Genomic DNA, 20,282 nt, shown 5'->3' with positions numbered 1-20,282 from the left:
GTAATGAAAGTAAAAAAAGCAATTATACCAGCCGCTGGGCTTGGAACCAGATTCCTTCCTGCAACAAAAGCAATGCCTAAAGAGATGTTGCCAATTGTTGATAAACCAACGATTCAATACATAGTGGAAGAGGCGATAGAATCTGGGATTGAAGATATTATCATTGTAACTGGTAAAGGAAAAAGAGCGATTGAAGACCACTTTGATCATTCGTTTGAGTTAGAACAAAATTTATTTGAAAAAGGGAAATTTGACTTATTAAGTGAAGTCCAAAAATCTTCAAAATTAGTTGATATTCATTATATCCGCCAAAAAGAACCCAAAGGATTGGGTCACGCAGTCTGGTGTGCGCGCAAATTTATTGGCGACGAACCTTTTGCAGTTTTATTAGGAGATGACATCGTAGAAGCAGAAACTCCATGCCTGAGACAAATGATTAATCAATATAATCGTTATCGTGCTTCTATTTTAGGTGTGCAACAGGTAGAAGAAACAGAGGTCTCTAGGTATGGTATTGTTGACGGCAGTATGATTGACAACCGTTTATACAACATTAGCAATCTAATTGAAAAGCCAAGACAAGAAGTAGCTCCTTCTAATCTAGCCATTCTAGGCCGTTACATTTTAAGCCCAAGTATTTTTGATATTTTACAAAATCAAAAACCTGGTGCAGGGGACGAAATACAACTTACAGATGCGATTGCTGCACTTAATAAAAATGAAGCCGTTTATGCCTATGATTTTAAAGGAACCCGTTACGATGTCGGGGATAAAATGGGATATATTCAGACGACAATAGAATTTGCTTTACAACGAGGCAATTTGAAAAAGGAATTGCTAGATTATCTTTCTTCTGTAGTTGAAAGAGAATTAGCTAGACCAATTGGTGATAATCATGGCTAAGAAAATTCTGTTTTGCGCAACAGTCGACTATCATTTTAAAGCTTTTCACTTGCCATATATGAAATGGTTTAAAGAACAAGGATGGGAAGTTCATGTTGCTGCAGCAGGAGAAATAGATTTAGCATACACCGATCACAAGTACTCCATTCCATTTCAGCGATCACCATATAATCGTTCGAACATAAAAGTATATAAACAACTTAAAAAAATCATGGAGCAAAATAATTATGAAATCATTCATTGTCATACACCAATAGGCGGATTAATAGGCCGTCTGGCGGCAAGAGTCTTCAGAAGCCAAGGCACAAAGGTTATTTATACAGCACACGGATTTCATTTTTGTAAAGGAGCGCCACTAATCAACTGGCTATTTTATTATCCGATCGAAAAATGGCTGTCCTATTATACAGACTGCTTAATCACCATTAATCAGGAAGACTATCAGTTAGCCAAAAATCAATTTAAGGCAAAACAGATTGAACATGTTCATGGAGTAGGGATTGACAACAACCGTTTCAAACCAGTAACGGCAAACAAAAAGGTAGAGTTGAAAAAGTCATTTGGCTATAAAGCTGATGACTTTTTATTGTTTTATGCAGCGGAATTTAATAGGAATAAAAACCAAAGTTTCCTCCTTCGCTCGTTAGCTTTGATAAAAGATGAAGTCCCAAACGCAAGGCTCCTATTTGCTGGGGAGGGGGCATTATTTGAAAATTGTCTGGAACAAGCAAAAACACTTGGAATCAGTCATATGGTTGATTTCCTAGGATTTCGAAATGATATCCATAAACTGGTTCCAATGTGTGACATTGCCGTTGCATCTAGTTTTCGTGAAGGTTTACCAGTAAATATTATGGAAGCCATGGCGTGTGGCTTGCCAGTAGTTGCAGTTGATAATAGAGGCCATAGAGAACTCATCCACAATAACGAGAATGGATGGTTAGTCAAAAATAATGCTATTGACATATTTTCTCAAAAGGTAGTCCAGCTTGCGACAAGTAAAGGGTTAAAAGAAAACTTCGGAGAAAATAGCCGGGATTTAATTTTATCAACATATAGCATAAATAACGTGCTGGCTGAGAAAAGTCGTATTTATACAACCTATATGGAAGAAAGGAGGGAACTAGAATGGGCAATCCATTAAGGATATTACATGTTGTAGTGAATATGAATCGAGGTGGAGCTGAAACACTAATTATGAACCTTTATCGTAATATGGATCGCTCAAAGGTTCAATTCGATTTTTTAACTTGTAAAAAAGGTGTTTTTGATTCAGAAATAGTTGCAATGGGTGGAAAAATCCACCGAATTCCTTATATAACCGAGGTAGGACATAGCGGCTATATTAAAGAACTAGACAAATTTCTACTAACAAATAAATCTTATCAAATTGTGCATGCTCACATGGACAAAATGAGTGGCTTCGTCCTTCGTTCAGCTAGGAAAGCGAATATCCCGATAAGAATCGCTCACAGTCATAATACGCGTAGTGAAGGTGGATTCGCAACAAAGATTTATAAGTGGTATGCGGGAAATAATATCAAGCCGAATGCAACACATTTCTACGCATGTTCACACGCCGCAGCCAAGTGGTTATATGGAGAAAGCACCCTGGGAACCTTCATTTTAAAGAATGGAATTGTAACAGATAAATTTCAATATGCAGCCAGTACCCGTGAACAAATTAGAAAAGAATTGAAAATTGATAAGGATACATTGATACTCGGTCATGTTGGACGATTTTCTCATCAAAAAAATCACTTATTTTTATTAGATATATTTAAGCGTGTCAATAAAAAACTTCCAAATTCACAACTACTACTAGTTGGGGACGGTTCATTAAGAAATAAGATTATCGAAAAGATAAACTATCTGAACCTAGAGGACAATGTGCAACTGCTTGGTGTAAGAGAAGATGTTGATGGAATACTACAAGCTTTTGATTTGTTTATCTTTCCTTCGTTACATGAGGGATTACCTGTAACGTTGATTGAAGCACAAGGGACAGGATTACCTTGTTTAATATCGAACACGATTACAGAGGAAGTTGACATGGGGGTAGGGATGGTACATGCGCTTCCTTTAACTGATAGAACTATCTGGACAGAAAAAATTATTAAACTAGCAAAACTTGATCGATCGCGAATAATAGCTCGGGATGCCTTATCAGAAAAGGGCTATGATATACGAAAAACGGCAGGACTTGCCCAAACATCTTATTTAACGTTAGGTGGGAAAGTGATATGAAGAAACTGACCATATTCACTCCTACTTATAATCGAGCATACTGTCTTGATAACTGTTATCAAAGTTTAAAGCAACAAACTTGTAAAGAATTCGTTTGGTTAATTATTGACGATGGTTCAACAGATGAGACTAAAGAATTAGTAGGAAGTTGGATCAAAGAAAACGTAATCCACATCAACTACCATTGGCAAAACAACCAAGGAATGCATGGCGCGCATAACACGGCTTATGAACGAATTGAGACGGAATTAAATGTTTGTATTGATTCAGATGATTATATGCCGGGGAATGCAGTGGCAAAGATCCTTACGTTTTGGGAGGAATATGGAAATGAAAATGTGAGTGGCATAATCGGTCTCGATGCTGATAATGAACATAGAATAATTGGTACAAAATTACCGGAATACCTGAAAACTTCCACGTTGTTTGATCTCTATTATAAACAAGGTGTAACTGGGGATAAGAAGCTCGTTTATCGTACAGCGTTAACAAAAAAATATCCGTATCCAATCTTCACAAACGAAAACTATGTAGGATTAGCATACAAATACTACATGCTTGACAAGGATTATCAACTGTTACTCATGAATGAGGTGCTTTGCTGTGTGGAATATCTTCCAGATGGCTCATCGCGTAACATGTTTCGTCAATATCGAAAAAATCCAAGAGGTTTTGCCTTTTACCGTAAAGCGTTGATGAACTTACCATTCACCAATCCATTATTTAAGTTTAGGCAAGCCATACATTATGTATCTAGTAGTCTTATGAGCAGAAATTGGTCATTTTTATTAGAAACGCCCCATAAGATGCTAACATTTTTAGCTGTTCCATTCGGCCTACTTTTATACGTATATGTTACATCTAAAACACGGGTGGTATAAATGACATTACTTTGGATTAATCTTGCTATCGTCTTTACTTGTTCATTTTTCGCTCGGTACTTTGCGACATCTGTGCAGACTACTGAAACATCACCTATTCCTATAAGGCCAAATAAGTTATTAATAGGATGTGCTTTTGTTTCCATAGTAGCAATTTCAGGTCTTCGGTCGAATATCGGTGACACGTTTTTTTATAAATATTCCTATGAATTAAATGAATTTACCTGGGAATTCATTATATCTCAAAAGGATATTGGATTTGGCGTTCTGCAAATGCTATTAAAGAACTATATATCTGAAGATCCACAAATATTGATTTTCGCTACAGCTTTTATTACGAATGTCATTATTTTTCTGGTCTTATACAACTACTCAAGAATGATTGAGTTAAGTTTATATGTTTATATAACAGGTGGTTTATTCCTAGTATCCATGAACGGAATTAGGCAGGTTCTTGCTGCAGCAATTGCCTTTGCAGCTACTAAGTTTTTAATAGAAGGCAATTGGATAAAATATTTTCTCGTCATTCTGTTAGCGTCCTTATTTCATCAAAGTGCACTTATATTGCTGCCAATTTACTTCGTCGTCAGATTTAAAGCATGGTCAAAACCAACTTTGGCATTATTAATTATAGCAGTTCTCATCGTCATAGGATTCGATAAATTTTCTTCCCTCTTATTTACTGCGATTGAGGATACACAATATGGTCACTACAAAAACTTTGCGGAAGGTGGCGCAAATAGTTTACGTGTTGCAGTAGATTTGGTACCGCTTTTAATTGCTTATTTAGGTAGAGAGAAACTGAGGAGGATATTCCCTGATAGTGATTATATTGTAAATCTGGCCTTACTAGGATTCGTATTTATGATGATATCAACACAAAACTGGATCTTTGCTCGTTTTTCCATTTATTTTGGATTATATCAATTAATCCTGATTTCTTGGGTTGTAAAGGTATTCAGGGAAAAGGACGAAAAAATTATTTACTATGGAATTTTAATTTGTTACCTTGCTTATTACTTTTATGAAAATGTTATTAGTTTAAATATTTTATACGAGAGTGATTACTTATTTTGGTAGTAAAAGGAGGGATGATGATTATATGGCAATTCTTGTAACAGGTGGTGCCGGCTATATAGGAAGTCACATTTGTGTAGGGCTTCTAAACGCTGGATATGAAATTGTTGTCTTAGACAACTTTTCAAATAGCAATCCAGAAGCATTAAGACGTGTATCTGAAATTACAGGTAAGCAATTTAAGAAATATCAAGTGGATTTAGTGAACAAAGAAAGAGTTGAGCAAATCTTTTCTGAAATTAAGATTGATGCAGTTATTCATTTAGCGGGTTTGAAGGCTGTAGGTGAATCTGTTGTAGTTCCACTTAAGTATTACCAAAACAATCTTACTGGGACCATTAACTTGGCTGATGCAATGAAGAAATATAAGGTAAAAAAGCTTGTATTCAGCTCATCCGCGACAGTTTATGGTGCAACAGATCAGATACCAATTAGAGAAGATACACCTCTAGGGGCAGTTAATCCTTATGGACGTACAAAACAAATGATCGAGGATATTTTTAGAGATTTATATGACTCAGATTCTACATGGAATATTGCCTTATTACGATACTTTAATCCGATTGGATCACATAATAGTGGGCGAATAGGTGAAGATCCGAATGGAATTCCGGATAACCTAATGCCATATATTTCACAAGTGGCGATAGGAAAATTACCATATTTGAATGTGTTTGGCAATGATTACCCAACAAAAGATGGAACTGGGCTGAGAGATTATATCCATGTAGTGGATCTGGCAATAGGTCATTTAAAAGCTTTAGAGAAGGTTCAATCAACAAGTGGTATTGGTGCTTACAATCTAGGTACGGGGCGGGGTTATAGCGTGCTAGAAATGGTTGAAGCATTTGAAAAGGCTTCTGGAAAAAAAGTTCCGTATACCATAAAAGATCGTCGACAGGGCGATGCTGCTATATGCTTTGCAGACCCTACGAAAGCAAGAGAACAATTGGGGTGGGAAGCAACAAGAGGAATTAATGTTATGTGTGAAGATACGTGGCGATGGCAACAAAATAATCCGAATGGATACGAGAAGTTAGTAAAACCAATAACAAAAAGTGGAACACCGGTGCAACGTTATGCAGCGGGTTTTTTAATGTCCGAATAAGCAGGCGAGGAGGGGCTTAGAATATTGAAACGCATAATAGATTTAGTCATTTCATTATTCCTGTTAATAATCTTTTTTCCGATTATGGTTCTTGTCGTCTTAAGTGTAAGAGTTAACATGGGTGCCCCAATCGTTTTTAAACAGAAACGGCCAGGATTATATGGAAAGCCTTTTTACCTTTACAAGTTTCGTACAATGACCAATTCACAAACTGATATGGCTGACCAACTAAGATTAACAGATCTTGGAAAAATCTTAAGGAAGTTTAGTTTAGATGAACTTCCCCAACTCATCAATGTACTAAAAGGTGACATGAGTTTAGTTGGACCACGGCCATTGTTGATGGAATACTTGCCTCTTTACACGAAAAATCAGGGACAACGACATAATGTAAGGCCAGGCATTACTGGATGGGCACAAGTAAATGGTAGAAATGAAATTACGTGGTCAGAAAAGTTTAACCTAGATATATGGTATGTGAAAAATCAGACCATACTATTGGATTTAAAAATTTTACTTAAGACGATAATTAAAGTTTTAAAAAAAGAAGGAATTAACCAGCAAGGCTCCGTGTCAATGGAAAAATTCAAAGGTTCAAACGAAGTGATCTAGCATGAAAATAATAATCGTAGGAAATGGTGGGCACAGCAGGGTCATACAGGAAATGATTTCTTCTACAAAGGCAAATAAAATTATAGCTATTTTGGATGACAAGTATGAACATGGCTTTCAAGAGAAAGGAATTATTCATGCTCCAATTTCTTTCCTAGTGAGGTTATTTCGCCCAGATACCAAAGTGGTAGTTGCAATTGGAAGAAATGACGTAAGAAAAAAGATCGTGAAAGGCTTAAATTTATTACCTCAACACTATTTGTCCATCATTCATCCGTCAGCAATTGTAAGTGCATCTGCCAAAATAGGATATGGAACAGTTATTATGCCTCAGGCCGTTATAAATGCCGAGGCTGAAATTGGCAATCATTGTATCATCAACACGGGAGCAATTATTGAACATGACAATGAAATAGGGGACTATACCCATGTTTCACCAAATGCTACGTTGACCGGAAATGTGAGTACTGGTGAAGGAGTACATGTTGGATCGTCAGCAACGATTATCCCAGGAATCCATCTTGGTAGATGGTCAGTTATTGGAGCGGGTTCTACAGTAATTGAGCATATCCCAGCTTATAGTAAAGCTGTAGGTTCTCCAACAAGAATTATCGAAAGAATATTAATGAAATAAAATCTAGACGAAAAGACGGTGATTTTATATGACCAATCCTAGAATCCATCTTTCCCCGCCACATATGAGTGGGAGAGAACAATATTATATTATGGAGGCATTCAAAACGAATTGGATTGCACCCTTAGGACCAAATGTGGATGCGTTTGAAAAAGAAATCGCCGAGTTTGTCGGAGCCGATGAAGCTGTTGCGCTTAGTTCAGGAACTGCAGCAATTCATTTGGCTCTTTGTTTATTAGGTGTGACAAAAGAAGATACAGTATTTTGTTCAACGCTTACTTTTGTTGCAAGTGCTAATCCAATTTTGTATCAAGGAGCAAAGCCAGTATTTATTGATTCAGAACCTGATACATGGAATATGTCACCTTTTGCTCTCAGGAAAGCATTGAATGAAGCTGCTCTTAAAGGGAACCTTCCAAAAGCAATCATTATTGTCAATCTATATGGTCAAAGTTCAAGGATGGATGAGCTTCAATTGATATGTAACTACTATAAGGTACCAATTATTGAGGACGCCGCAGAATCACTTGGCTCAACTTACAAAGGTAAGCAAAGTGGTACATTTGGCAGGTTTGGAATTTATTCTTTTAATGGCAACAAAATTATTACGACATCTGGTGGTGGTATGCTTGTATCAGATGATGCGGAAGCAATGAAGCGGGCTCGTTTTTTAGCAACCCAGGCCCGAGACAAAGCGCCTTATTATCAGCATAGTGTAATGGGATTTAATTATAGAATGAGTAATTTATTGGCTGGAGTTGGAAGGGCGCAATTAAAGGTGCTAGAAAATCGGGTGGAGGAAAGAAGACGTATATTTGAACGGTATTATCATGCATTGTCTAGTCTAAATGGAGTAGACTTTATGCCTGAATTAACAGGAACTAGGTCTAATCGATGGCTTACCACTTTAACGGTTAAAGAGGAAAAATTAGGAGTGTCTGTTAAACAATTAGTGGAATCACTAAATGCTGAAAACATAGAAGCGCGTCATGTATGGAAACCACTTCATATGCAGCCGCTTTTCAGTAACGCGGCTTACTATTCACATGAGGCGGATGACCATGTTGCAGAAAACCTATTTCATTCAGGATTATGTCTCCCGTCAGGATCAAATCTGACGGAAGAAGAACAAAATCGAGTAATCCAATGTTTTAAGGATACGGTAAATGAAGGACAGAACAAAAAAGAATTATATTATTTAAGAAAACACGAGGTATAGGTGAATGATAGGAAAAAACATACAAGGATTAAGGAAAAAAAAAGGGCTGACTTTATCTGAGCTCGCCATACGTGCAACTATATCTAAATCCTATTTAAGCAATATTGAACGTAATATCAATACGAACCCATCTGTACAAATCATGGAAAAAATAGCAGCTGTTCTTGATGTTGATCTCAGAACTTTGATAGAATCAAATTCCGAAAATCAGGCCTTTCCAGAAGGTGAATGGCTTGATTTTGTAAACGATCTAAAAGAATCCGGTGTGGAGAAAGAGCAACTTCAGGAATTTAAAACAGTGATTGAGTTTGCTAAATGGCAGAAAAATAATTTAGAAGGAAAGTGAAATATTGGCGTGTCTAGGAGGAGTGATAAGTGGAAAACGTAAAACCAATAAGAATTCTTCATGTTGTTGGAGCAATGAATCGAGCAGGAACAGAAACGATGTTAATGAATATCTATCGAAATATTGACAGAGAAAAAGTAACGTTTGATTTCATTTCTTATAGCGAGCAAGAAGCACACTATGATGCAGAAATTGAACGATTAGGCGGGAGAGTAATAAGGTTATCAAAAACACGTTCGGTTAAACAACTTTATCAGGCTATTAGACAGTATGGACCATATGACGTTGTTCATGCACATACATTATTTCATTGTGGAGTTGCAAATATGGCTGCATTTATGGCAGGTATAAAAATAAGAATAGCCCATGCACACACCACTGCAGATGACGATTTTAGTTTTGTTAGGAAAAGCTACATTATGCTAATGCGTTTAATGATTAGCACCTTCTCTACGAATTTATTAGCCTGTAGTAATGGAGCAGGGAAATATTTATTTGGTGGAAATAGAGTAGCTAAACAAAAATATTCCTATTTCCCAAACCCAATTGATTACGTAACATTTCTAAAAGAACCAAAAATAGAAGTTACCAAATTCAAAGTGAAAAAAGGATTTGGAACTAGTTTGGTAATTGGTCATATTGGCAGATTTATAGAAGCAAAAAATCATGCGTTTTTGTTGCAAGTAATGAAACGTGTTGTCGAGAGAAATCCTACAATTAAGTTGCTGTTAGTGGGAGATGGGGACTTAAGGCAACAAGTAGAAAAAGAAGCTAAAAAAGAGGACCTGCATGAAAACATCAGGTTTGTAGGAATACAAACTAACATATCAACGATGCTACATTGTATGGATGTATTTGTTTTCCCATCTTTATATGAAGGATTAGGTCTTGTTTTGTTAGAAGCCCAGGCGAGTGGAGTGCCGTGTGTAGTATCAGAGGCTATTCAGCCAGAGGCAGACTTGGAAATAGGCTTGGTTTCAAAGCTTACATTAGCTAATGGACCCGATGTTTGGGCCAAGAGGATACTAGAAGTCGCAAATAAAAAAGAAAAAAATACAAATAAAATTATAGAAACATTTGAAGAAAAAGGATATTCCCTGACTAAAGGAATTTCAAGTTTGATGAATATCTACAAGTATAGTGATGGTGGTGCACATGAAGAATATAGTAATCGCTTCCTTTGATATGGAGGTTGGGGGAGTTGAAAGAAGTCTTATCAGTTTGCTTAATAACTTTGATTACAACAATTATAAGATAGATCTTATGTTATACAGTCATACAGGTGATTTTATGGATTTGCTCCCTAAGAAGCCAAATCTACTAGAAGAATCTAAGACTTATAAAACATTTAGAATGTCTATCGGACAAATTTTGAAATCTGGAAAGCCTGTAATGGGGTTGGCAAGGATTCTGGCGAAGTACAAAGCAACTACAGATAGATCATCAGAAAGTGGATATAAGCAAATGCAGTACATGTGGAAATACGCATTACCTTTTTTACCGAAGTTAGAAAAGACATATGATGTGGCGATTAGTTACTTATGGCCACATTACTTTGTTGCAGAAAAGGTGAAGGCAAGAACTAAAATCGCTTGGATACACACTGATTTTTCAACAGTAGAGACGGAAATAGAAATAGACATAAAAATGTGGAATAAATTTAATTATATCGTGGCAGTATCTGATGATTGTAGAAATGCATTTATCTCTAAGTATCCAATCTTAGAAAAAAAGGTAAAGGTCATTGAGAATATTACCTCACCCGACTTTGTGACAACCTTATCGAATGAAAAAATGGATAACCCAATGCTTGATGATTCTCGGTTTAAAGTGATAACGGTAGCTAGGTTATCGCATGCAAAGGGAATCGACAATGCAGTTAAGGCTTTAAAAGTATTAAAAGATAGGGGCTATGTTGACATCGCTTGGTATGTGGTTGGGTATGGTGGAGACGAGGATATGATTAAAGCATTAGTAGAAGAGAACGATCTAGAAGATTCGTTTATCTTTTTAGGGAAGAAAAAAAACCCATATCCATATATGAAAGCAGCAGCTATATACGTGCAGCCATCCAGGTATGAGGGCAAAGCAGTTACAGTAGGAGAAGCTCAAATATTAGCAAAGCCAGTGATGATAACCAATTATCCAACTGCGCAAAGTCAGGTCAAAGATGGATTTGATGGCTATATTTGTGAATTGTCTGCTGAAGGAATAGCTGATGGGATAGAAAAACTCTATCAGAACACTGAGTTAAGAGAAAAGCTGGCTACTAACTGCACAAGGAATAACTATCATAATGGTGATGAATTAGAGAAACTATACCAATTAGTTTAGGAGGAGCAATAGATGCTGCAAAAAGAAAAAGTTAGTGTTGTTGTTCCTATCTATAAGGTGGAAAAATATATACACAGATGCGTCGATAGCATTCTTAATCAAACATACCCAAATATAGAAGTGATTTTAGTTGATGATGGTTCACCAGATAACTGTGGAATTATCGCTGATCACTATGGAAAGTTGGATGATCGAGTAAAGGTTCTTCATAAGAAGAATGGTGGGCTATCTGATGCAAGAAATCATGGCATGAAACATGTAACAGGGGAATTTACAGTTTTTGTGGATAGTGATGATTGGTTAGAAAATAAAATGATCGAAAACATGGTGAATAGTAGTTATACATATAAAGCTGATATCGTTCAATCAGCTTTTTATTATGCCTATGATCAGAAATTACTTATCGATAACAGGCATCAAAAGAAAAATGAATCATTCGCACTTTTAGATAATAAAACATTGATGTATGAATTAGTTATAAACGAACGAGTGAAGAACTTTGCTTGGGGGAAATTGTACAAAACGGAAATGATCCAGGATATCCAATTCGAACAAGGAGTATTGTTTGAGGATGTATTGTGGGCACACCAGGTAATGAAAAAGGTGAATCGCTTTGTTCTTTTAGACAAACCCATGTATAACTATTTCCAACGTGAAGACAGTATCGTTGCAACCTACATTCCACGGAACTTGGACATCATTAAAGGGTTAAAAGAAAGGCACAGATTCATTGAAGAGTTTTACGAGGAACTGATAGATGAATCATATAAGGTGATTTTAAAAACGTGTTTGATTCATTATAATTTGTTGCTGATAAACAGGGGTCAAGATAAAGGAGGTATGTATAGGGGGGAAATCCAGTCTTATATCCAGACTAACTATATTGCTTTAAAAGAAGCGGCTAATGGTGATAAGCAACTTAGCAACCAATTACAGTTATTTATGTTACATCCTTATTTTAATGTCTTTTTTCTTGGATTAAGAAAGGGATTAAGGAAATCTAGGATACTGTCACAGCCAGTTGGTTTGGAGCGGGTGAAACAATATGATTAATATGGATAAAGAAGCCGACACTTTACGAAAATTAAACTTGAAACGTCTAGATCAAGCAGATATTAAGCATGATGCAAAAGAGTTAGAATTTGAGCCACTTACATTAATTGACCACAGAAGATTCGATATCATGGCAAAGTATATTTATGGGAAGTTCCATGAAAACAAGTTTAATAGTAGTTGGGGTTATAGACTTTATGAAGACCATATTTGGGTCTTTAATAAGTATGATGAAGATGATGATTCAGGTAAAAAAGGGATTGCATCCTTTGTTAATTCATTTAACCGCACCTTAAAATCTGTAAAAGAAAATGGCTTTGATGGGACATTATCATTATTACCTATCAATAAAGATAATGTCCCAATTGATGGTGCCCATCGGCTAACAGCAGCACTACTTTATAACAAAAAAGTAAAGACCATTAGATTGAACGCAAGTGGTGTAAATTATAATCATGAATTTTTTAAGCAAAAAGGTCTTCGTACCAAGTGGGCAGATGCAATTGCTTATGAATATTGTAAGTTAAAAAAAGATACATATGTTGTTCTTCTATTTCCGAAATCTCTTGAAAAAAAGCAGGATGTTAGGGAAGTACTTAGCAAACATGGATCTATTTATTACGAAAAGGATATTAAGATAGTAAAAGAAGGTCCAAAAAATTTAATGATGCAATTGTACAATAATGACTATCAAGATCTAAGTAATGTGCTTAGTTCTTTTACTAATGGAGTGGGAACTATTAGTGTTTTTGTTTTTGAAACAAAGAATTTTGAAAAACTATCTAGAATACATGAAGAATTAACTAGGCTTTATAGCAATCCTGTGAATTCTTTTTATATAAATGAAACACACAACGATACGATTAGACTAACTCAAATGTTTTTAAACGAAAATAGTATACATTTCTTGAACAATGCCATACTAGGTTCTTTTGAAAAGTTAAGAAGAAATACTAATAAGTACAAACAACTTTTAAATGATAAAACTATCGATAATGAATGTTTTTGTGTCATTTCGGATTCCGTACTGGCAGCATACGGGATTCGTGAGTCTCTTAATTTAGATTTTATTCATTATGGACATAATTTACTAGAAGAATGTTCAGACTCTGATTGCCTTAGAAGCTATAATAACGAATTGCTAACTTTTAAAAAATCTGTTGATGATATCATTTTTAATCCAGAAAATCATTTTTATTATGAAGGTATTAAATTTGCTACATTAAAGACTGTGAAAAACATAAAGAAAAAGCAACGCACCTTTAAAGATAAAAAAGGTATTCATAAGATCAACAGCCTATTATCTGACTGCCCTGGTAACAAAAATAAGGAATTGTTGTGGTATAGCTTCACAAAGAGAATGAAAATAACTAAGTTAAGAATTATAGCTATTAAACTAAAATATAAAACATTCCTCAAAAGGTTAATTAAAAGAAGAACTATAACCTAATTATGGAGCTTGATAAAATGAAAAAGAAACTATTATTTGCTATAGATTCACTGGATTGTGCAGGTGCAGAAAAGAGTTTAGTAACTTTGTTGTCATTATTGGACTACACAAAGTACTCCGTCGATTTAATGCTTTTTGCACATGAAACGATTCTTGAAAGTTTAGTCCCGAAAGAAGTAACTATTTTAAAGCCATTGAAGTACACGGAATACACAAAGTTAAACATAAAGCAATCTCTTATTTATACTCTCAAAAACTCTAATTATAAAATGCTTTATTCAAGAATGAAATATTCAATAGGAATACGAAAGGAAAATTACCGTAACTCACAGAAAGCCAGGGTTTTTTGGCAAAGTGTTTCTAAAAATATTGAAAAAAATTCTAAGTACTATGATGTTGCTATCAGTTACGCACAAGGTGTCCCTACTTTTTATATAGCTGACAAGGTAAGGGCGAAGAAGAAGTTTGCTTGGGTAAATGTTAGTTATAAATTGAAAGAACAAGATAAAACGTTCCAAAAAGATTTTTATGATAAATATAATAAAATAGTTGCTGTTTCTGATACAACAAAGGAAATATTCTTGGAAACCTTCCCCGATTGTTCAGAAAAGGTGGGAGTGATTCATGATATAAATAATCCAGATTTGATAGTTGAAATGGCTAATATAGGAGAAAGTTATGATGATAATTTTACAGGTGTAAAAATCCTTACTATAGGTAGACTTGATTATCAAAAAGGTTATGATATAGCTTTAAATGCGTGTGAAAGGCTGAAAGAGAATGGTATCAATTTCAGATGGTACGTATTAGGAAAAGGTCCTCAACAGAAAGAAATAGAGGAATTTATAGATAAAAACAATTTAACGCAGCACTTTATATTATTGGGTACTAGATCAAATCCTTATCCGTTTATTAAAAATGCAGATATTTACGTACAGACCTCAAAGTTTGAAGGATTTGGTTTAGCGATTGCAGAAGCACGAATGCTTAATGTACCAGTTGTCACCACAAGATTTGATGCAGTATACGCTCAGATGGTAGAAGGAAAGAACGGCATTGTAGTTGATATGAATCCAGAAGCAGTCTCAGATGGAATAATGCAATTAATAAATGATAAAGAACTAAGAGAGACTATAATTCAATATCTAAGGGGTGAAAAAAAAGGTAACATTGAGGAAGTTGAAAAGTTTTATCAATTACTTGGATGAAAGCGAGTAAAAACCATGAAGAAAAAAATAGTTTTCATGCTTATAAATATGAATGTAGGCGGAACAGAAAAGGCTTTACTCAATATGATTTCTGAGATTCCAAAGAGTGAATATGATATCACAATATTAATGTTAGAGAAATATGGAGGGTTTTTAGCTTCAATACCAAGTGAGGTGCATGTAGAGTATGTAAAGGAATATAACGAATTACAAGATTCATTAAATAAGCCACCAAGAGAAGTGGTCAAAAGCTTATTTAAAACAGGTCACGTAATAAGAGGATTTAATTTCCCTCTTAATATACCTAATATCTAAAGTAACTAAAAATAAAAGTATTTTTTTAAAATATATCCTAAAAGATGTTCCTAACTTTACAAATGAATATGATATTGCTGTAGCTTATGCTGGTCCAATGGACTTCATAAGCTATTTTGTTATCCATAAAATAAAAGCAAAAAAGAAAATTCAATGGATTCATTTTGATATTACTAAAATAGGGTTCGACGTAAACTTTGCGACTAAGCTATATAAAAAATTCGATAAAATCTTTGTTGTTTCTAATGAAGCGAAAAATAAACTTATTGAATTGGTTCCTACAATAAAAAAGAAATCTGAGGTTTTTCTAAATTTGGTGTCTCCGAAAGTAATTCAGGATCAATCAAAAGAAGGAAAAGGATTTATTGATAATTTTGAAGGGGTAAGGATCCTAACTGTTGGTAGGTTAACAACTGAAAAAGGCCAGGATTTAGCTATAAGAGTGTTAGCCAGGCTTGTAAAAGAAGGATATAAAGTCAAATGGTATTGCTTAGGTGAAGGTAGTTCACGAAGCAAATATGAAAAGTTAATAAACGAATACAATCTCCAGGATAAATTTATCTTGTTAGGTTCAGATCCCAATCCATATCCATACATGGATCAGTGTGATATATATGTTCAACCATCTAGATATGAAGGCTATTGTATTACAACATTAGAAGCTAGATCCTTAAAAAAACCTATTGTAGCTACTAACGTTAATGGAGCTAATGAGCAGATAAGAAACGAGGAAACGGGACTTATAGTAAATATTGATGAAAGTGAATTGTATGAAGGTGTAAAGAAACTAATAAAGAATAAAAAGTTATGTAACATCTTTACCAATAACCTAGATAAGGAAAGAATCAATTCAACTATTGAACTAGAAAAACTTTTTGAAATCGTAAAGAATTACTAGATCAATTATATAAAAACAGAGGTGGAAGAAATTGAAAAAGAAAATTTTAGTAAATGCTTACTTCTCTCAAAACTTGGGGGACGATTTATTTTTGAAAGTATTATTTGATAGATATCCTAATGTAGATTGGTATTTACTTACATCAAATACCAAATACAATGGAATTTTTAAAAAATACAAAAATGTGAGTATACTAAAAAGTATGAGCGTGAATTTCTTCGGGATACGCAAAATCGATGCTTTCCACAAAATAAATAAATTATTATTAAAGTATAAAAAATATGATGCCCTTTTAAATATAGGAGGATCTATATTTATGGAAGGGATAGGGTGGGAAGAGGCTTTGATTAAAAGGAGAGTATTACCTGATGAATTTAACAGGTTAAAAAAGAAATCTTTTATTATAGGGGCTAATTTTGGTCCTTTTTGAAAAATGCAACAAATACCATCTTGAAATTTATAAGAATAAAGTTAAAAGTTATTATGTTGGAGTTACTTTAGCCTATATGAATGATGTTGTAAACAGTACTCTTACAATAAATGAAAAACATAAAATAATATCATCAATTTTGAATGATGAAGAATTCTATAAAGACATATTAATTTATCGATGTCCATATTTGTACTACAAAGCACATAAATTGATCTGTATTCAGAGGAACGTAAACATTTTTAATAAGTTTGTATTAGCTAAAAATAAGTTTAATCTTATGTGAATAGTTTGGTTGGGTAATAATACATTGAAAGGGTGTGAACAAATTGAAGGGTACAGTAAAAAAAATACTAAGTCTTTTTAATAAAAGAGAAAAGAAAAAGTTATTAATTTTGTTCTTTATGATGATAATAGCAGCTTTATTTGAGACTGTAGGAATAGGGTTAATTATTCCCTTTGTTGGAATTGTAACAAATCCATCAATCATTCAGGAAGAAGCAATCCTATCAAATATATATGATTTATTTAATTTCCAATCAACAACATCGTTTATCATATTCTCTGTTGCGCTACTATTGACAACTTTTGTTTTAAAAAATCTATACTTACTTCTTTTCAACTATGCGCAATTTAGAGTCATCTTAAATCAGCAAGTTAAATTATCACGTGATTTGTTTAAAGAATATTTGATAAAACCATATACTTTCCATTTACAACGAAATACAGCAGATCTATTACGTAATGTGAATGGAGAAGTATCTAAGGTGTTTCAGGGGATAGTCATATCGGGATTTCAGTTATTTACGGAAATTCTTGTGACTATTTGTATTTTAGTATTGCTTTTAGTGACAGCTCCGGTTGCAACAATAGTAGCTTCTATCTTATTAGGTGGAAGTGTTTTTTTGTTTTTTACAATTCTTCGTAAAAAAATCAGTTATTTAGGTGAAGAACAACAAAAAGTTAGTGGGACGATGATTAAATGGGTGAATCAAGGCTTAGGAGCGAGTAAAGAGGTTAAAGTTTCAGGAAAAGAAAACTTCTTTATTAAAGCATACACAGGTCAAAGTCAAATCAAAGCGAACAATAGCAGGTATATGAAGATGTTAGAGCAAGTGCCAAGGCTATTTATTGAAACGTTGCTGGTATCGATCGTTCTTATCACGATGCTAATTGTTGTTTTTCAAGGAACAAGTACAACAGAAGTAGTATCAACTATGGCGCTTTTTGCTATGGCCGCTTTTCGATTAATGCCTTCTATAACAAGAGTTGTTGCATTGATAACAACTATTCGATATAGTCAACCCGCTTTATCTATAGTCTATGATGATTTGTTTAATAATAAAGAGGAATATTTAACTACTCCTTATGATGCAAAGTCAGCCTTAATTAATAAAGGGGAGAAAACATTTCTTGATTCAATTAAATTAAATCTCGTTACTTTTCGTTATCCGAAACAAAATGCCTATTCTATAAAGGATGTATCTTTAACTATACCTATTGGTCAATCCGTTGCTTTTATAGGGGAATCTGGAGCTGGAAAAACAACCCTTGTCGATATTATTCTTGGTCTGTTTCAGCCAGAAAGTGGTAGCGTATTAGTAGATGGTAAAAACTTATATGATCAAAAATCATTATGGCAACAAAAAATAGGGTATATTCCGCAATCTATATACCTATCAGATGACTCCATCCGTGGCAATATCGCATTTGGGGTAGACAGTGGACAAATTGAGGATGATGAAGTTTGGAAAGCGTTAGATCAGGCTCAATTGAAAGAGTTTGTTGAATCACTTCCAGATCAATTAGAAACTTCGGTTGGAGAACGAGGTGTTCGACTTTCTGGAGGCCAACGTCAACGAATAGGGATTGCACGTGCATTATACCATAACCCAGAAATACTTTTTATGGATGAAGCTACATCTGCATTAGATACTAATACAGAAAGAGAAATTATGAAGGCAATTGACAGTTTAAAAACTGAAAAAACTTTAATTATTATAGCGCATAGGTTAAGTACTATAGAAAACTGTGATATTGTATTCAAAATAAGTAATGGAAGGTTAGTAGAAATTAATAATGGCGCGAAACGGTCTGTAATGTAAAGAGCACAAGCTTCAGCCACATGAAATACCTTTAGTATTAACACTAACCGTCAGTCAGGTCAAAATAATAAGATTTCTTAAGCTTGATGTCATTTGGGATAAAAAATTAGATAGTAGAAAAGAGTGGGCTTAGATGAGTAAAGTAAGTGTAATAATTCCTATATATAATCCAGGAAAAAACCTTGAAAAATGTATTAAGTCTGTTCTTAAACAGACTTTTACAGATTTTGAGTTAATATTAGTAAATGATGGTTCAACAGATAACAGTTTAAAAATATGTGAGAAATACCGAAAAACGGATAATAGAATTTTGATAATTGATAAGAAGAATGAAGGTACTGTAGTTACTAGAAGGAAAGGACTTGATGCATCAAGTTCAGACTATATCATGTTTGTTGATTCTGATGACTGGATAGATAAAAAGACGATAGAAATTCTTTACAAAGGTGCTATTAAAGATTCGCTTGAGATTATTGTATGTAACACCCTTAGAACGTTTGGAAATGGGTTAATTAAACAAAAAAATAATAGTATTTATTTTAAGGAAGATAGGGTTTTCAATAAAGAGGAAATAAAAGATGAATTAGCTATAGCCTACTTCCATGGTCACCCGTTTCCAGCTTCACTATGTGCAAAGTTATACAAAAGAGAGTTATTAATGAGCAGTGGTAAATATATTGATAAAATTAAATTTTTTGGGGAAGATCTGTTTTATAATTTGGAAATGTTAATGAAAGCAGACAGACTTAAAGTTGTAGATGAAAGTTTATATTACTATCGATTAGGTGGCTTTACATCTCGATATATGCCCGATTTATTTAAAGATGTAATAGAAGGTTTTAAAATACAAAAGAAAGTTATAGATGAACATTATCAAAATACAAAACAAAGTAATTACAATGGACCAAGTATTATGTTGCTTAACATGTTTAAAAGATGCTTATACGATTTATTTCTTGGTAACCTAACTGAATTGGAAATAAAACAACAAATATTTGAATACGTATCAAATGATTATATCCTAGAGGCAATAGATAATCGAGGATCAATAAAGTTTTTTTCAGATTCGTTTTTAAATGCTATTAGAAATAAAGATGTAAACTATCTTTTTAATATAGGAGAGAATATTTATAAGAAGAAAAAATACAAACATGCACTAATGAAAATTGCATCAAAATTGGCTGTTGTATAAGTAGTACGATAGAGTGGAAAATGAAGGAAGAGAATTTTAATGAACGAAATTAGTATCGGAGTCCTTATATATAATCTGGAAGAAAACTTGAAAAGTGCATTAAATCAATTATTAGACAATTATTCAAATAATTCAATTATTTTTGATTAATGATGGTTTGATTGAAAACAGTTTAGCAATATGTGAAAAATACAAAAAAATAGACAATAGGATAATTGTGAGAGATTAGGATAATGAGGGAAGCATTGCCACTAGAAGAGCGGGGGCTAA

The 20,282-nt window shown here is 34.0% G+C and carries 20 protein-coding genes; all 20 read left to right on the top strand.

What is annotated here, in order from left to right:
• The first annotated feature begins 3 nt into the window (after positions 1-3).
• The 20 genes from galU (at position 4) to CFK40_RS13635 (ending at position 20,012) form a co-directional block, all read left to right on the top strand.
• Positions 4-903: a UTP--glucose-1-phosphate uridylyltransferase GalU gene (gene galU / locus CFK40_RS13730; RefSeq protein ID WP_089532849.1), complete on the top strand. Its 900-nt coding sequence runs from the start codon at positions 4-6 to the stop codon at positions 901-903.
• Positions 893-2,047, top strand: coding sequence for a glycosyltransferase family 4 protein (locus tag CFK40_RS13725; RefSeq protein ID WP_193433377.1), 1,155 nt, complete (start codon positions 893-895; stop codon positions 2,045-2,047). The genes galU and CFK40_RS13725 overlap by 11 nt, the downstream gene beginning before the upstream one ends.
• On the top strand, positions 2,032-3,150 hold the full coding sequence (locus CFK40_RS13720) for a glycosyltransferase family 1 protein (protein ID WP_089532847.1): 1,119 nt from the start codon (positions 2,032-2,034) through the stop codon (positions 3,148-3,150). The genes CFK40_RS13725 and CFK40_RS13720 overlap by 16 nt, the downstream gene beginning before the upstream one ends.
• Complete coding sequence (locus tag CFK40_RS13715) at positions 3,147-4,031, top strand: glycosyltransferase family 2 protein (protein ID WP_089532846.1); 885 nt, start codon at positions 3,147-3,149, stop codon at positions 4,029-4,031. The genes CFK40_RS13720 and CFK40_RS13715 overlap by 4 nt, the downstream gene beginning before the upstream one ends.
• Positions 4,032-5,111, top strand: coding sequence for an EpsG family protein (locus tag CFK40_RS13710; RefSeq protein WP_089532845.1), 1,080 nt, complete (start codon positions 4,032-4,034; stop codon positions 5,109-5,111).
• Positions 5,112-5,133: 22 nt separating this feature from the next.
• Positions 5,134-6,216 (top strand): UDP-glucose 4-epimerase GalE, encoded by a 1,083-nt coding sequence (galE, locus tag CFK40_RS13705; protein WP_089532844.1) that lies wholly within the window; start codon positions 5,134-5,136, stop codon positions 6,214-6,216.
• A gap of 24 nt (positions 6,217-6,240) precedes the next feature.
• Positions 6,241-6,828, top strand: a complete 588-nt coding sequence (locus CFK40_RS13700) for a sugar transferase (RefSeq protein ID WP_089532843.1) — start codon at positions 6,241-6,243, stop codon at positions 6,826-6,828.
• Position 6,829: 1 nt separating this feature from the next.
• A complete protein-coding gene (locus CFK40_RS13695) occupies positions 6,830-7,462 on the top strand; it encodes an acetyltransferase (protein ID WP_089532842.1) in 633 nt (210 codons plus the stop codon).
• Positions 7,463-7,490: 28 nt separating this feature from the next.
• The gene (locus tag CFK40_RS13690; protein WP_089532841.1) at positions 7,491-8,681 is read left to right on the top strand and encodes a DegT/DnrJ/EryC1/StrS family aminotransferase; all 1,191 of its coding nucleotides are present in this window, start codon (positions 7,491-7,493) and stop codon (positions 8,679-8,681) included.
• A 4-nt stretch (positions 8,682-8,685) separates the two neighbouring features.
• Positions 8,686-9,027, top strand: a complete 342-nt coding sequence (locus CFK40_RS13685) for a helix-turn-helix domain-containing protein (RefSeq protein WP_089532840.1) — start codon at positions 8,686-8,688, stop codon at positions 9,025-9,027.
• Positions 9,028-9,056: 29 nt separating this feature from the next.
• Entirely contained in the window at positions 9,057-10,211 is a 1,155-nt protein-coding gene (locus CFK40_RS13680; RefSeq protein ID WP_089532839.1) for a glycosyltransferase family 1 protein, read from the top strand.
• Complete coding sequence (locus CFK40_RS13675) at positions 10,183-11,361, top strand: glycosyltransferase (RefSeq protein ID WP_089532838.1); 1,179 nt, start codon at positions 10,183-10,185, stop codon at positions 11,359-11,361. Before CFK40_RS13680 ends, CFK40_RS13675 begins: the two co-directional genes overlap by 29 nt.
• A 12-nt stretch (positions 11,362-11,373) precedes the next feature.
• Positions 11,374-12,414, top strand: coding sequence for a glycosyltransferase family 2 protein (locus tag CFK40_RS13670; protein WP_089532837.1), 1,041 nt, complete (start codon positions 11,374-11,376; stop codon positions 12,412-12,414).
• Positions 12,407-13,864, top strand: a complete 1,458-nt coding sequence (locus CFK40_RS13665) for a hypothetical protein (protein ID WP_089532836.1) — start codon at positions 12,407-12,409, stop codon at positions 13,862-13,864. The genes CFK40_RS13670 and CFK40_RS13665 overlap by 8 nt, the downstream gene beginning before the upstream one ends.
• 17 nt (positions 13,865-13,881) lie before the next feature.
• The gene (locus CFK40_RS13660) at positions 13,882-15,072 is read left to right on the top strand and encodes a glycosyltransferase (protein ID WP_089532835.1); all 1,191 of its coding nucleotides are present in this window, start codon (positions 13,882-13,884) and stop codon (positions 15,070-15,072) included.
• A 15-nt stretch (positions 15,073-15,087) separates the two neighbouring features.
• Positions 15,088-15,387: a glycosyltransferase family protein gene (locus CFK40_RS21665; RefSeq protein WP_319417988.1), complete on the top strand. Its 300-nt coding sequence runs from the start codon at positions 15,088-15,090 to the stop codon at positions 15,385-15,387.
• A 97-nt stretch (positions 15,388-15,484) separates the two neighbouring features.
• On the top strand, positions 15,485-16,285 hold the full coding sequence (locus tag CFK40_RS13655; protein ID WP_319417987.1) for a glycosyltransferase: 801 nt from the start codon (positions 15,485-15,487) through the stop codon (positions 16,283-16,285).
• A 31-nt stretch (positions 16,286-16,316) separates the two neighbouring features.
• Positions 16,317-16,715 carry a hypothetical protein gene (locus tag CFK40_RS13650; RefSeq protein WP_089532834.1) on the top strand — a complete coding sequence of 133 codons (399 nt, stop codon included), beginning with the start codon at positions 16,317-16,319 and terminating at the stop codon, positions 16,713-16,715.
• Between the two features lie 320 nt (positions 16,716-17,035).
• Positions 17,036-18,820: an ABC transporter ATP-binding protein gene (locus CFK40_RS13640; RefSeq protein WP_405196550.1), complete on the top strand. Its 1,785-nt coding sequence runs from the start codon at positions 17,036-17,038 to the stop codon at positions 18,818-18,820.
• A 133-nt stretch (positions 18,821-18,953) separates the two neighbouring features.
• Positions 18,954-20,012: a glycosyltransferase family 2 protein gene (locus CFK40_RS13635; protein ID WP_089532831.1), complete on the top strand. Its 1,059-nt coding sequence runs from the start codon at positions 18,954-18,956 to the stop codon at positions 20,010-20,012.
• The last annotated feature ends 270 nt before the right edge of the window (positions 20,013-20,282 follow it).

Origin of the sequence: Virgibacillus necropolis, from assembly GCF_002224365.1 — a bacterium.
In the GTDB taxonomy this organism is placed as follows: Bacteria; Bacillota; Bacilli; order Bacillales; family Amphibacillaceae; genus Virgibacillus_F; species Virgibacillus_F necropolis.
Note: the sequence above shows the minus strand (reverse complement) of the source record. Positions and strands in the feature narration are given on the sequence as shown.